The organism is Oribacterium sp. Sow4_G1_1, from assembly GCF_052116105.1.
In the GTDB taxonomy this organism is placed as follows: domain Bacteria; phylum Bacillota; class Clostridia; order Lachnospirales; family Lachnospiraceae; genus Oribacterium.
Map to the genome: position 1 here is coordinate 176,415 of NZ_JBQKLS010000002.1, position 13,541 is coordinate 189,955.

General features: G+C 51.4%; 10 protein-coding genes. 8 read left to right on the forward strand and 2 right to left on the reverse strand.

Annotated elements, in window-relative coordinates; translation table 11 throughout:
- Positions 1-24 precede the first annotated feature (24 nt).
- Together ACTQ52_RS02255 and ACTQ52_RS02260 are read left to right on the forward strand one after the other, a co-directional pair.
- On the forward strand, positions 25-2,259 hold the full coding sequence (locus ACTQ52_RS02255; RefSeq protein ID WP_441981645.1) for an EAL domain-containing protein: 2,235 nt from the start codon (positions 25-27) through the stop codon (positions 2,257-2,259).
- Positions 2,260-2,328: 69 nt separating this feature from the next.
- The gene (locus ACTQ52_RS02260; protein ID WP_441981646.1) at positions 2,329-4,020 is read left to right on the forward strand and encodes a GspE/PulE family protein; all 1,692 of its coding nucleotides are present in this window, start codon (positions 2,329-2,331) and stop codon (positions 4,018-4,020) included.
- Positions 4,021-4,195: 175 nt separating this feature from the next.
- Here the strand turns inward: ACTQ52_RS02260 and ACTQ52_RS02265 are convergent, their stop codons facing one another.
- Entirely contained in the window at positions 4,196-4,993 is a 798-nt protein-coding gene (locus tag ACTQ52_RS02265) for a TraX family protein (protein WP_441981647.1), read from the reverse strand.
- Positions 4,994-5,311: 318 nt separating this feature from the next.
- Here ACTQ52_RS02265 and ACTQ52_RS02270 point away from each other — a divergent pair, with 318 nt between their 5' ends.
- From ACTQ52_RS02270 to ACTQ52_RS02280, 3 genes are all read left to right on the forward strand, one after another.
- A complete protein-coding gene (locus ACTQ52_RS02270) occupies positions 5,312-6,367 on the forward strand; it encodes a type IV pilus twitching motility protein PilT (protein WP_441981648.1) in 1,056 nt (351 codons plus the stop codon).
- Between the two features lie 296 nt (positions 6,368-6,663).
- Positions 6,664-7,881, forward strand: a complete 1,218-nt coding sequence (locus tag ACTQ52_RS02275; RefSeq protein WP_441981649.1) for a type II secretion system F family protein — start codon at positions 6,664-6,666, stop codon at positions 7,879-7,881.
- 241 nt (positions 7,882-8,122) lie between these two features.
- Positions 8,123-8,548, forward strand: coding sequence for a type IV pilin protein (locus ACTQ52_RS02280; RefSeq protein ID WP_441981650.1), 426 nt, complete (start codon positions 8,123-8,125; stop codon positions 8,546-8,548).
- A gap of 105 nt (positions 8,549-8,653) precedes the next feature.
- Here the strand turns inward: ACTQ52_RS02280 and ACTQ52_RS02285 are convergent, their stop codons facing one another.
- The gene (locus ACTQ52_RS02285; RefSeq protein ID WP_441981651.1) at positions 8,654-9,004 is read right to left on the reverse strand and encodes a hypothetical protein; all 351 of its coding nucleotides are present in this window, start codon (positions 9,002-9,004) and stop codon (positions 8,654-8,656) included.
- Between the two features lie 280 nt (positions 9,005-9,284).
- Between ACTQ52_RS02285 and ACTQ52_RS02290 the strand changes: the two genes are divergently transcribed.
- From ACTQ52_RS02290 to ACTQ52_RS02300, 3 genes are all read left to right on the forward strand, one after another.
- Positions 9,285-10,112: a type II secretion system protein gene (locus ACTQ52_RS02290; protein ID WP_441981652.1), complete on the forward strand. Its 828-nt coding sequence runs from the start codon at positions 9,285-9,287 to the stop codon at positions 10,110-10,112.
- A 328-nt stretch (positions 10,113-10,440) separates the two neighbouring features.
- Positions 10,441-12,300: an N-6 DNA methylase gene (locus tag ACTQ52_RS02295; RefSeq protein WP_441981653.1), complete on the forward strand. Its 1,860-nt coding sequence runs from the start codon at positions 10,441-10,443 to the stop codon at positions 12,298-12,300.
- Positions 12,297-13,526, forward strand: coding sequence for a restriction endonuclease subunit S (locus ACTQ52_RS02300; protein ID WP_441981654.1), 1,230 nt, complete (start codon positions 12,297-12,299; stop codon positions 13,524-13,526). Before ACTQ52_RS02295 ends, ACTQ52_RS02300 begins: the two co-directional genes overlap by 4 nt.
- Positions 13,527-13,541 lie beyond the last annotated feature (15 nt).

The following is a 13,541-nucleotide window of genomic DNA, read 5'->3' on the forward strand; positions in this document are numbered from 1 at the left end:
ATGGTGCAGCGGAGACGCCGGCCCGTGAAGAAAGAAATGGCGGGCGATAAGAAGAACCTGCAGTCAGGGAGGAGAAACGTGGAGAAGCTGTTTTATGACATGATCACAGAACTTCATATTCGTGAGGGGTTTGCGCAGATCACCTACCAGAATCCGGCGCTTTTTGCTTTCCCGACCACGCCGTTCGGCTACTATGAGGCACGGGAGCACTTCCTGCGGCAGGAGGTGTATGGCGAGGATGCGGATCGTGTCGAGAACTTCTGGAACGGGGACAAGGTGCGGACCTTCCTCGGCAACGGAAGCCTCCCGGCGATGCAGAAAATCGAGTTCCGCATGCACACGAAGAAGGGGCTCCGCTGGGTAGAGCAGGTCGCGTTCTTTGCGTCTGACGAGGGGCGGCAGGGCGGACTCATGGTCCTGCTTCGCGATATCACGGATGCGAAGGGTGAGCGGATGGATGCGCTCAATGAAAAGGATCGGTTGCAGCGAGAGAAGATCGGTCTCCCGGATATTTTTACCTTCTATCAGAACGCAGAAGCACTGCTCGCACAGTATCCGGAGAAGAAATTCCTCCTGTTTACCACGGATATCAATAATTTAAAGCTCTATGAGGCGATCTATGGCGAGGAAAAGAGCGAGGCGCTGCTGATGATGGCAGCGGACGAGCTGAAGAAGCAGCTTCAGACGACGCTCGGCACCGCGGGCTACCTGGGGGGTGATTACTTCTGCTACATGTTCGCGACGGAGCGGGACACGCGGGAAGTCGTAGAGATCGTACAGAAGACGATTCAGCAGCTCGCGGATGCGACTATGGGCTTCTCCGAGTCCGTCGGCATCTATGAAATCACCGACCGCAGCGAGCATATCGAAAATATGTACGATAAGTCGCTGCTCGCGCTGAACACCGTGCGCTATAACCATAAGGAAAACATCGCGGTATTCCGCCCGAACATGTTTATGTCGAAGGACCGGGAGGCCGCGATGATCCAGGATATCATCCGCGGCATCCAGGCCGGGGAATTCACCTTCTATACGCAGCCGGTCGTGGATATCAGCTGCGGTAAGCCGGTCAGCATGGAGGCGCTCGTGCGCTGGGTGAAGGACGGTCACGTGATCTCGCCGGGCGAGTACATCCCGCTCCTCGAGCGCAGCGGCTACGTGGTCATGCTCGACCAGTACATCTGGGAGCGGGTCTTCGAGCGGCAGCGCGCGATGCTCGATCAGGGTGTCGAAACCATCACCTGCTCGGTCAATGTTTCGAGAATCGACTTCGAGCTCATCGACGTAGCACAGCTTTTCGCGTCACTGAAGGAGAAGTACCGCATCGATCCGCAGATGATCGGGATCGAGGTGACGGAGTCTGCCTATGTGGATAACTATGACCGCGTGCAGAAGACCGTCTCGCGCCTGCACGAGCTCGGCTTCCGGATCTATCTCGACGATTTCGGCTCCGGCTACTCGAACCTGAACTCCCTCAGCGACATGAAGCTCGACATCCTGAAGCTCGACATGAAATTCGTGCAGGGGAAGGACGAGCAGAAGACGATCAAGATCATGGAGTCCATCATCAACATGGCGCATCTTCTGAATCTGCCGGTGGTCTGTGAGGGCGTGGAGACAGAGGCCCAGCTCAGGATGGTGAAGGCGCTCGGCATCTACTACGTGCAGGGCTACTACTATTACCGCCCGTTCCCGTACGATCGCATGGAAGAGATCCTGCGGGAGGGCGGCCGTGTCGAGACGGAGGGGATCCGTCTGCATCCGGCGAACCGTATTCACATGGTAGAGATGTTTGATGACAATGTCTACAGCGATACGCTCCTCAATCATATCCTGGGACCGGTGGCGTTCTATGAGATGGATCCCGAGAAGCATGTGGAGCTCGTGCGGGTCAATGATCTCTACTACAGCATCGTGGGCAGCGAAGCCCTGGTGGATGAGAACTACCGCAACCACATCACGGATTATGTCATCAATAAGGAGGATATCGTTCATCTCCTGGAGGCTGCGGAGGTCGATGCACTCACCGGCAGTCAGGCGGACATCCTGTATAAGCGTGCGGACGGGAAGATCATGATGATTCATGCGCATGCCTTCTTCATATCGAAGAGCTCGGATGGGATCGGAAGATATTTCGTAAGTCTTCGAAATTTCACCGTATTGTATGATAAAATACGGAAAGAAGTGACGGCAGAAATCGGGCAGGGGGAAACCGGGCGCCCGGGATGTGCAGTCGCGTCGGCGAAGCGGAAGTCGTAACAGGGCGGCCGTGTGCCGGAACGCGGACAGGACAGTATCTGTGCGCGACGCGCTGAAGGAGAACGAAATATGAGAACGAAACGACTGGGCGATATGCTGGTGGAGATGAACCTCATCACCGAGGAGCAGCTCCAGCAGGCCCTGAAGATACAGAAGGAGGAGCACGACCGACTGGGTGCGACGCTGGTGAAGCACGGCTTCATCACGGAGGCGCAGATGGTCGACGCGCTGCGACTGCAGCTGGGTATCGACTACATCGACCTGACGAAGACGGATATCAAGCCGGAGATGTCGCAGTATATCCCGAAGGCGCTGGCCCGCGAGAACCGTATGGTGCCGGTGTCCGTATCGAAGGATATGCTCTTCCTCGCGATGGCCGATCCGACGAACTTCATGGCGATCGAGCAGGCGAAGATGGTCAGCAAGAAGAACATCGTGCCGATGATCGCGGCGGGCAATGCTGTCGACCATGCGATCAGTACGCTGTATGGCAATGAAGGCGCCGCGCAGGCGATGGCGCAGATGCGCGCAGAAGCCGGCCTCGGCGAGGATGAGGTGACGTCCGGTGAGGCGTCCGCCATCACCGAGAGCGGAGACGTGGCGGCACCGACGATCCGGCTCGTCAACTCCATCATCGAGCGAGCCTTCATCGAAAACGCCTCCGATATCCACTGGGAGCCGTCGGAGAAGGATATGATCATCCGCATGCGTATCGATGGACGTCTGCATAAGATTCTGACGATCCCGCGGAACCTGCAGGAGTCGGTCATCTCCCGTGTGAAGATCATGTCGCATCTCGATATCGTCGAGCGGCGCGTGCCACAGGATGGCCGTGCCAAGGTACGCCTGAAGGGCGAAGACATTGACCTCCGAGTATCGACGCTGCCGACGATCTACGGCGAGAAGATCGTCATCCGAATCCTGCGCCGGGACGGCAGTCAGCTGAACCGACGCGGCATCGGACTGCCGGTGGGCGAGGACGCGAAGATCGATAAACTGCTGAGTCTCACGTCCGGCGTCATCATGATCGTGGGCCCGACGGGTTCCGGTAAGTCCTCGACCATGTACGCGCTCGTGAACGAGCTGCTGAGCGAGACGACGAACCTGATCACGCTGGAGGATCCGGTCGAGTACAACATCCAGGGGGCGACCCAGGTGCAGATCAACGAGAAGGTGGGACTGACCTTCGCGTCGGGTCTGCGTGCGATCCTGCGTCAGGACCCGGACATCATCTGCGTCGGTGAGATCCGAGACGGTGAGACCGCGGAGATCGCGATGCGTGCCGCGATGACCGGACACCTCGTCATCACGACGATCCATACCGAGGACGCGGTGTCGGCCATCGACCGACTGAAGGATATGGGTGTCGCGCCGTATCTGATTTCGGCGGGCGTACGTGGCATCATCTCGCAGCGACTGCTGCGCCGGATCTGCCCGAACTGTAAGGTGGTCGAGCAGATGCCCCCGGATAAGCTTGCGGCCGCGGGACTGCCGTCGCGCCCGGGGCGGATCTTCTATCACGGCCGTGGCTGCGACAACTGCTTCAACACCGGCTACCGTGGACGAATCGGTGACTTCGAGGTGCTCGTCATGAACGACGCGCTCCGGAAGTGCATCACCGACGGCGCCGACAAGCAGGAGTTCCAGCGCCTCGCGCACGAGACCGGCTACATCACCATGCTCGAAAACGCCGACAAGCTCGTCGACGAAGGCATCACCACCGTCGACGAAGTCATGCGGACCATCACCGGTATCGACTGAGCGGGTGATGAATGGAATCGACAGATCAGGAGATTACAGGTATCGATAAACGAACGCCGCCGACTGTGCGAAAAGCATGGCCGGCGGCGTTTTTTATGTGGATGAGGTTCGGCCTCCGTTGCCGTCCCTCCGGGGTCCCCTGCCTGAACGGTTACGGTTTTGTTTCACAGAAGTTTTACATCGCGTGCAGCGCCCACAGCACCAAAAGGTGAACCGGATAGTAGATATAGAAGAAATATTTATGAAACTTCCGGTGGGTCGCCGCCTGCTGACCGTTATAGAAGTATGCGATGCACACGAAGCCCAGCACCATGCCGAGCGCCTCCGTCAGGCCCTCGAACATCCCATTCGTGAGGCAGGATACCAGAAGAAAGTATGCGACACACTTCAGCATGCCTAGCCGCTGCTCCGTCGGGGCCATGTAAAACTGCTGCTCTTTTGCCTGACTCTTCATCAGAATAGTTTCTCCGTTTTGATACTGATTGGCAGAGTGATCCACTATAGGCGCCGCCGGATGAAACGCCGGGCGCAGGAACAGCACGAGCGGTACGGACAGGAAATTCCAGTCCGTGAAGAGACTCGCGAAGAACAGCAGTACATACAGAAGCTTTCGAAGTCCCCCGTCGGTCACATGGTCAGGCACATACAACACGCCGAGGCAGATGAGCAACGTGAATAGTATATTCCCGAAGAAGCAACCGATCGCCAGACTAAACGGCAGCTGCGACAGCAGCGCAAAGAGCAGCAGACGTTTCGCATATCCCCGCACATCATGTGTGTAGAAGTAGCCTTCGATCAGGAAGTAGATCATCACCGGCCCTGTAAACGTCCCGATGCAGAGAAACAGCCGGTAGAGCAGCGACTGCGGCTCCAGAAATATATATGCGACATGATCCAGCGTCATCGCCACGATTGCCAGATATTTGATGGCATCACGCGTCATGAACCGCATATCTGTTTTATTTTCACCCATATTCTTCATCCTCAAAAATAATATCAGAAACCATTATACTCCCTGGAAGCCATGCATGAGTACCGGAAATATGCGGTGAAATCCAGCTGAGCTGTTATCATTTAGATACTTGCTGTGTCGGATTCACTCAATTCTTTAATTGTTGTTTCGGCTTGAATGTTGTACCATTAATGTCAGTGATTTTTCGTGACAGTTTAGTCAGTGAGCTTGGAGAGTAGCAGGAAAACACAGGATTCCGATATCGGAGTACTGTGCTTCTGATGCTGGTCTGACGGCACCGGACTGAGCAATTACAGACGATTGATAACAGGGGGCTTTATGAAGATAGCGGAGTATGTTTCACTGGCGGCGGAACGTGGTGCGTCGGATATTCATCTGATCGCGGGGCTGCCGGCGAAGTGCCGTCTCGACGGCCAGATCGTGAATCTGAGCGAGGAGGTGCTGGCACCGGAGGACTGTGAGCGCCTCGCGCGGGAGATGGCCGGGGTGGACTACGAGAAGATCGAGTCGATCGGCGAGCTCGACTGCGCGGCGACGATCGCGGGGGAACGTGTGCGTATCAATCTGTTCCGGCAGCAGGGCCACGTCTCGGCGGCGCTGCGCATCCTCAGTAACCACATCCCGGCGCTCGACACGCTCGGCCTGCCGAAGGTAGTGAGCAGCTTCCCGTCACTGCAGAAGGGCATCGTGCTGGTCACCGGTGAAACCGGCTCCGGTAAGTCGACGACGCTGGCGGCGATCCTCGATCAGATCAACCACACGCGGAACGAGCACATCATCACGCTGGAGGATCCGATCGAGTACGTCTACACGCCGGACCAGTGCATCATCAATCAGCGCGAGATCGGCACCGATACACAGTCCTACGCGGAGGGCCTGCGCGCCATCCTGCGTGAGGATCCGGACATCATCCTGATCGGCGAGATGCGTGACCTCGCCACGATCGAGACCGCGCTGACCGCCGCCGAGACCGGCCACCTCGTCTTCGCGACGCTGCACACAAACAGCGCCGTGGACTCGATCGACCGAATCGTGAGTGTGTTCCCGGAGGCACGACAGGGCCAGATCCGCCTGCAGCTCTCGACGACCCTGAAGGCCGTCCTCAGCCAGCAGCTCCTCGTGCGTGCGAACGGCCACGGCCGCGTCGTAGCGGCGGAGGTCATGATCGTCACCCAGGCGATCCAGAACCTGATCCGCGAGGGCAAGACCCCGCAGATGCAGAGCTTCATGCTCTCGAGCGCCGACCAGGGCGCCATCACGATGGACAACTGCCTCATCCAGATGGCGATGGACGGAAAGATCCTCCCACAGACCGCCGAGGAAGCCGGCGTCGACCGCGACTACATCCGGAAGAAGCTGCAGCTCGCGTGGTGAGTGCGGCCAATGCCTCCATCGGGCACGCCGCGGAAGAGACGGAGCTTCGTTTATGTAACGAAACAGAATGTGACGAAGCGGCGGCGTAGACATTGTCCGAAAATGTTAAATTGCATCGAACTTTTGCAGTATACGCATCATATTTAAGAATATCGAGAATGATTATTAATATTCTAAATAGCGATATTGACTTTAGTTTGAAGCATGATAGAATCTAGTTAGCAATCAAAAACCGTGGTTTCTGCAGCATAATGTGCATGCGGAAAAACGATTTTTCAGTGAGAGAGGGGAGCTGCTTGGTTACATATTCATACAAAGCACTGACCGCGGACGGGAGCGAAACCAGAGGCGTCGTGCAGGCCGTGGATGAGTATGCTGCGGTGGCGCAGATCCGGCAGAAGTGCCCGGTCATCACGAGTATCACCCCGGTCAGAACAGGCGGCGCGGCGAGCGGACTCCTGAACATGGAGATCGGAAGCCCACGGGTCAAGACACGGTCGCTGGCGCTGATGTGCTCACAGTTTGCGATTACGCTGAAATCCGGCATGCCGATCGGCCGCGCGATGGAAATGATCGCCCGACAGACGGATGATAAGAAGCTTCGAAAGATTCTGCTGGATGCGGCAGAGGACGTGCAGGGCGGTTCGACCGTCGCGCATGCCTTCGAAAAATACAAGGAAGCCTTTCCGCTGACCTTCCTCGAGACGGTGCGGGCGGGTGAGCTGTCCGGTACACTCGATAACTCCTTCGCGCGGATGCACCGCTACTACGAGAACAGCGCGAAAAACAGTGAGAAGGTGCGCGCCGCGCTGACGTATCCGATCTTCGTCGTGTGCGTCGCCGTCGTCGTCCTGATCATCATCATGGTGAAGGTCATCCCGACGCTCGCGCAGGTCTTCGAAGGCCTCGGCGGTGAGCTGCCGCTGATGACACGCATGATGATCGCGATGGCGAACTTCTTCGCGAAGTGGTGGATGTTGCTCGTCATCGTCGTGCTGGCGCTGGTGGTCGCGTGGAAGCTCTTCACGAAGACGGAACGCGGCATGAAGCTGAAGGGTCAGATCCAGCTGCATCTCCCGGTCATCGGTAAGATCAATATCATGAACGGCGCAGCGGAATTTGCGAATACGATGTCGACGATGCTCGCGTCCGGACTGACTCTGAACAACGCCGTCTCCGTCACCTCGAAGGTGCTCGACAACTACCTCCTGCAGGAGGATGTCGCCGCGATGATCTCACAGATCGAGCAGGGCAAACAGCTCGGGGACTGCATGAAAAACTGCGCGTACTTCCCGGGCACACTGAAGGAAATGTGCTCCGTCGGCGAACAGACAGGTGAACTCGATCAGACACTGAACGTCATCGGCGAGTACTTCACAGGCGAGACGGACCGAAGAATACAGCAGGCGATCTCCATGCTGGAGCCGACACTGCTGATCCTCATGGCGATCTTCGCAGGATTCCTGGTGATCTCGATCTATCTGCCGATGTTTACCATGTACAACCTTTTTTAAGGTTGCACATGACGGGTTCAAACGTAAAACGAGCATGCATGTTCGCTTTTACGTTTGAACCCGTCATGTGGGCAAGGCGCGGAGCGCCTCGCCCGCGCAAATCGAGTTTTGCGAAGCAAAACGAGATGTGTGCAGCAACCTGAACCACCCAATACGATATGAAAGTGATCCGTGCAAGACACTTTTATATAAACAAACATACCTATCAAGGGGAAACGAACATATCTAGGAGGAAAAAATCATGTTCAAGAAGTTAAACAAAAAGGGATTCACCCTGGCTGAGCTGCTCGTCGTAGTAGCAATCATCGGCGTTTTAGTCGCTATTAGCATCCCAATTTTCTCAGCACAGCTTAACAAGGCTAAATACGCAACGGATCTTGCTAATGCTCGTTCGATTTATGCAGAACTGCAGGCAGACTATCTTGTAAACGGGCAGCAGAAGTTAACAGTACCAGGGAAGGTCGAGGCGTCTGGCGCTTCACAGCAAATTACTATTACTGAACAGGATGGAAGCGCAAACACTTATAAGTTTAGCGGCATTGTTGAGGTTGATTTTACTGCTGGAACAAGCACTACTCAGCCAAAAGTTGAAGTTAAAAAGTGTGATAAGACAGGTGATGAGGCAGTGACATTCGGTGGAAATGCTGCTGGAAAAACAACTCCGTAAAATTATACAATAATATAAGCCCATCCTCCACGCGAGGATGGGTATTTTAGTGCATGGAAAAACCCATCCTCGCTGGGAGGATGGGTTTTATAGGTTGTATCAGATTTATGATGCTGCAGAAATACCTGCAAGAGCGGAATCTGTGGTGCCTGTTCCCGCTGTAAAGGAAACCACCCAAGTTTTTGCTACTGCATCGCCAACTTTTACACTTCCAATGGTATCGTCAACAGTCCATTTTGCAATATCAGTATTGCCAGTAACCGCTGTTCCTGTAGCCTCAAGCTTTGCTCCATCTACGGTGTAAGTAAATGTAGTAGCGGTGTTCTTGTCATCAAGTGTTTCTGCAACTGCCATGGCATATGCAGCTCTAGCATTAGCCTGGTTTGTAGCCAGTCTAGCCTTCTTCAACTGTGCTGTGAAGATTGGGATACTAATAGCGACTAAAACGCCCGCCATCCGCTGACTGCTACTTTTAAAACAGCTCAATTCCGCGCGCACGTTCGCTGCCAATTCACTCGTTTTTCTTCGTACTGTAGTTTTGCTTTACAGTGCTTTTTTCAATTTTGGCCGTTTTTTCGCTTTTTCGAAAAGTGCGGTTTTTTCACTACATAAACGGGGACTGTGTAGCAAAACGGGAAAGCGCAAGCTGTTGCTCTGTTTATAAAGATTTCATTTGAGATTTGTATCCGCTTGCGTATAATGATTGTGGAAATGTGAAAACTGGAGGTGGTATTTTATGAAGAAGAAAGGATTCACCCTGGCAGAGCTCTTAGTGGTGGTTGCCATAATTGGTGTACTCGTAGCGGTATCTATTCCGATCTTCAGTAAGCAGCTGGAGAAGGCAAGGATAGCAACCGATCAGGCTAACGTCAGATCAGCCAAAGCCGCTGCCGCAGCTGCGTATATGAGTGGTGGGGAGAGTGGCTCAGTTTCCTATCTGTACACCTCCGGAACAGTGACGAAAATTAGCCTCACAAACTCCATGGATCTTGATAAAGTTGCGGCAAACTCTGGATATGGGAAGTCCACCAAGGAAGATAATGATGGATCGATTACCGGTGCGACTGGTACACCTAGGGACTCTGTTGTAGAAGTGACGATCAATGGCTCTAACATTTCTGCCAGCTGGGTCCAGGGGCTTATGTCTTATGATTCAGAAACGCAAACACTGACATTCTCGGAAAAGAATCTCAACAATCAGTCCATCAAAGATGAGTTAGCCAGAATCGGTGTTTCTGCAACCGATGTTAAGAAGATTGTGGCTCCAGCTGGCTCAAGCATCAGTGATAATACCACGAGCCTATTTAGCGGCTTTACTAATCTGAAAAAGGTGGATTTGTCCAAGGCAACACTGACGAATTCAAGCTATGATATGTATGCCAATATGCCGGATTCTGTCGAGGAGATTGTTCTTCCAAGTACTGATAAAGGTGGCTACGATATCCAGGGAAAATGGTATACAGCAGATGGAAGTTGGAATCATTCTCTGTACTATGGTAATGGAAATGGAACCAGAATAAGCAAAAGTCAGAATGGGCAGACAATCTATAAGAAAAAGAGCTGACAACATAGCAGTCGGGATCTTCTGGATGCCATCAGCGGCAAATATGGTTGAGCGGTGTGGGATCATTCCTGCATCGCTTTTTTACGTTTGTCTGAGAAGATCGCCCACTTTCCGGCATACATAAAGGTACCGGCCAGTGATGGCAGCCTTTTTGTGTACAATATTTTGTCTGGTCTACATGGTAGTCTGCCTATAGGGAAGGGAGCGATCTTCCGATATAATGTGACGTCAATTTATGGTAAAATCTTAGGTGAATGTGAGCAGATTATATGCTCCGGAAATGTGCCACTTGCACTGCTGAATAGCCTAGAAAGGGTTGAAAGAATAAATGGATAACAAAGCGTTAAAAAAGTTGGAGGCTGATTTATGGGAGTCAGCGGATCTTTTAAGGGCTGGATCGAAACTTACTTCGAATCAGTACTGCATGCCAGTATTAGGCCTTTTGTTTCTTAGATATGCGTATAGCCGATTCAAGATGGTGGAGGCAGAGATTCTGAAAGACCGCCCTATGCGTAGAGGGGTTGTAATGCCGGTGGAGGCGAGTGATTTCAAGGAGAAGTCTGCGCTCTTTTTACCGAAAGAGGCTCAGTATGAATATCTTGTGAATTTACCGGAGGACGTTAAGAAACTTGGATTGACCGGAATCAATGGCCAGCCGGTGAATAGCCTTGGTGAAGCTGTAAATAATGCGATGGAATTGGTAGAGATTCAGAGTGAACAGCTTGTGGGTGTTCTGCCGAAAGACTACACCTCGTTTTCTGATGAGCTTCTCGGTGAGCTGCTTCGCATTTTTAATAATAAGGCGATCGATGATGTCGGTGGTGACATCATGGGTAGAATATACGAGTATTTCCTGAATAAATTTGCGAAGAACATCGCTTCTGACGATGGCGTCTTCTTCACACCGAAATCCCTGGTAAAAATGATCGTAAATATCATTGAGCCTAAAAGCGGCATACTTCTGGATCCGGCATGTGGATCGGGTGGTATGTTTATTCAGTCCGGCGATTTTGTGAACGCAGCAGGGGCCAATGCAAACAGCACTATGACCTTCTATGGACAGGAAAAGGTTGAGTATAATGCGAAGCTTTGTTTGATGAATATGGCCGTGCATGGACTTACTGGCGTCATCAAATCAGGGGACGAAGCAAATAGCTTTTATTATGATGCACATAACTTAAATGGTTGCTGCGACTATGTGATGGCGAATCCTCCATTCAATGTGGATAAGGTAAAAGCAGGAGACGCTCAAGATGCTGGCAGATTACCATTTGGACTTCCGGCTGTAAATAAGAACAAGGAAATTGGTAACGCGAACTACCTCTGGATTTCATATTTCTATAGCTATCTGAATGAAAACGGCCGTGCTGGATTCGTCATGGCTTCATCTGCTACCGACAGCCAGGGGAAGGATAAAGACATTCGTGAGAACCTTGTAAAGACCGGACATGTTGATGTGATGATTAGTGTGGGTAATAACTTCTTCTACACAAAATCATTGCCTTGCTCGCTCTGGTTCTTTAATAAGGGAAAAGCAGAGGATATTAAGAATAAGGTTCTCTTTATCGATGCTCGTAACTACTACACAGTGGTTGACCGTACGCTGAATGAGTGGTCGGACTGGCAGCTTAAAAATCTGAATGCGATCGTATGGCTCTATCGCGGAGAAACTGAAAAGTACGCTGCATTATTGGAAGAGTACCGTAGTGCGCTTAGCTGTGACGAGCCGTTTGCGGATCAGGTGAAGAAACTTTCTGAAAAAGAAACGGCACTCAGAGCGGAAGCAAAGAAAGCAGTTGACGACGCCGAAAAGCGAGATAAGAAAAAGGTTCAGACGGAATACGAGTCTAAGATTGCAGAGCTTTCCGATCTACAGACAGTAGCAAAGGAAGCAAACTGGTTATACGAGAAGTTTGGTGACGGTGAATACCACGATATTCTCGGACTTTGCAAGGTCGCGTATACGACCGATGAAGCCAAAGGTAATGATAAAGACGGTATCAGTATCGAAGAAAAAGGCTGGTCTTTAACACCTGGTGCGTATGTAGGAGTTGCGCCAGTGGAAGATGACGGAGTGGATTTTGAAACGCGCATGACTGAAATCCATAGGGAACTTATAGAACTGCAGGCTGAATCAAACGATCTGATGGATGCCATCTCACGGAACATGAAGGAGATGGGGTTATGAGTTGGGAGAAAAGACGAATTGGCGACATATATGAAGGTCTATATGATGGACCACATGCCACTCCGCCCAGAAGTGAAAGAGGTGCCATTTTTTTAGGGATATCAAATGTTACACCTGATGGGCATTTGAATTTAGATGATATTAAGTATATTGCTGAACAGGACCTACCTAAATGGACCAAAAGAGTTACGCCCCAAGCTGGTGATATAGTCTTCTCCTATGAGGCTACATTGAATTTATACGCTATGATTCCGGATGGCTTTTGGGGATGCCTGGGTAGAAGAATGGCTCTTATACGACCAGATGAAAGAAAGGCTATCGGAAAGTTCTTGTTTTACTATTTCTTTTCAGAAGAATGGAGAGCAACAGTAGCAAGTAATACCATTGTAGGAGCGACAGTTGACAGGATACCGATTGCAAAGTTTCCGGATTTTTCAATATCCCTGCCGCCGTTAGAAACTCAAAGAAAAATAGCGTCAGCTCTTTCGGCTTATGACGACCTCATCGAAAACAACCAGAAGCAGATTAAACTTCTGGAAGAAGCGGCACAGCGCCTGTACAAGGAATGGTTTGTAGATTTGCGGTTCCCTGGGTATGAGGATGTGGAGATTGTTGATGGTGTGCCGGAAGGATGGAAGAAAGTTGAACTGCAGGATGTTATATCCAAGATAACAACTGGATTGAATCCTAGAAAAAACTTTGTGCTCGGTAATGGTAGTAATTACTATGTAACCATAAAGAATATGGGTGAAAATACAATTTATCTTGATTCCAGATGTGATCGAGTAGATGATGACGCCCTAGAAAAAATCAATAAGCGTTCAGACTTGCAAATTGGAGATATCCTTTTTTCGGGTATCGGAACAATTGGTAGAGTCTACTTGATTGATATTTCTACTGATAACTGGAATGTCAGTGAATCTGTATTTACTATTCGCGCAAATGAGCAAATATCAAAAGAGCTACTATACATGATTTTACTTTCTAATGATATGCAAACATATTGTGATCAAAATGCTCATGGTGTTGCACAAAGAGGTATACGAATGGCCGATTTAAAGAAGTACAAATTTAATCTGCCTGATAAGCAAACAAGAAAACAATTTGATTTGTATATCACACCGTATATCAACAAAGCAAAGTTGCTACAGAAAGAAATTGTAGTACTTACAGAGGCCCGTGACCGTTTATTGCCAAAGCTCATGAGCGGAGAAATAGAAGTATAAGAAGGAGGTGCTGTT

Bases quoted from the DNA above. Each gene is read 5' to 3' on its own strand.
- ACTQ52_RS02265 (WP_441981647.1), bottom strand. From the start codon at position 4,993: ATGGGTGAAAATAAAACAGATATGCGGTTCATGACGCGTGATGCCATC.
- ACTQ52_RS02300 (WP_441981654.1), top strand. From the start codon at position 12,297: ATGAGTTGGGAGAAAAGACGAATTGGCGACATATATGAAGGTCTATAT.
- ACTQ52_RS02280 (WP_441981650.1), top strand. From the start codon at position 8,123: ATGTTCAAGAAGTTAAACAAAAAGGGATTCACCCTGGCTGAGCTGCTC.
- ACTQ52_RS02285 (WP_441981651.1), bottom strand. From the start codon at position 9,004: ATGGCGGGCGTTTTAGTCGCTATTAGTATCCCAATCTTCACAGCACAG.
- ACTQ52_RS02260 (WP_441981646.1), top strand. From the start codon at position 2,329: ATGAGAACGAAACGACTGGGCGATATGCTGGTGGAGATGAACCTCATC.
- ACTQ52_RS02295 (WP_441981653.1), top strand. From the start codon at position 10,441: ATGGATAACAAAGCGTTAAAAAAGTTGGAGGCTGATTTATGGGAGTCA.
- ACTQ52_RS02270 (WP_441981648.1), top strand. From the start codon at position 5,312: ATGAAGATAGCGGAGTATGTTTCACTGGCGGCGGAACGTGGTGCGTCG.
- ACTQ52_RS02290 (WP_441981652.1), top strand. From the start codon at position 9,285: ATGAAGAAGAAAGGATTCACCCTGGCAGAGCTCTTAGTGGTGGTTGCC.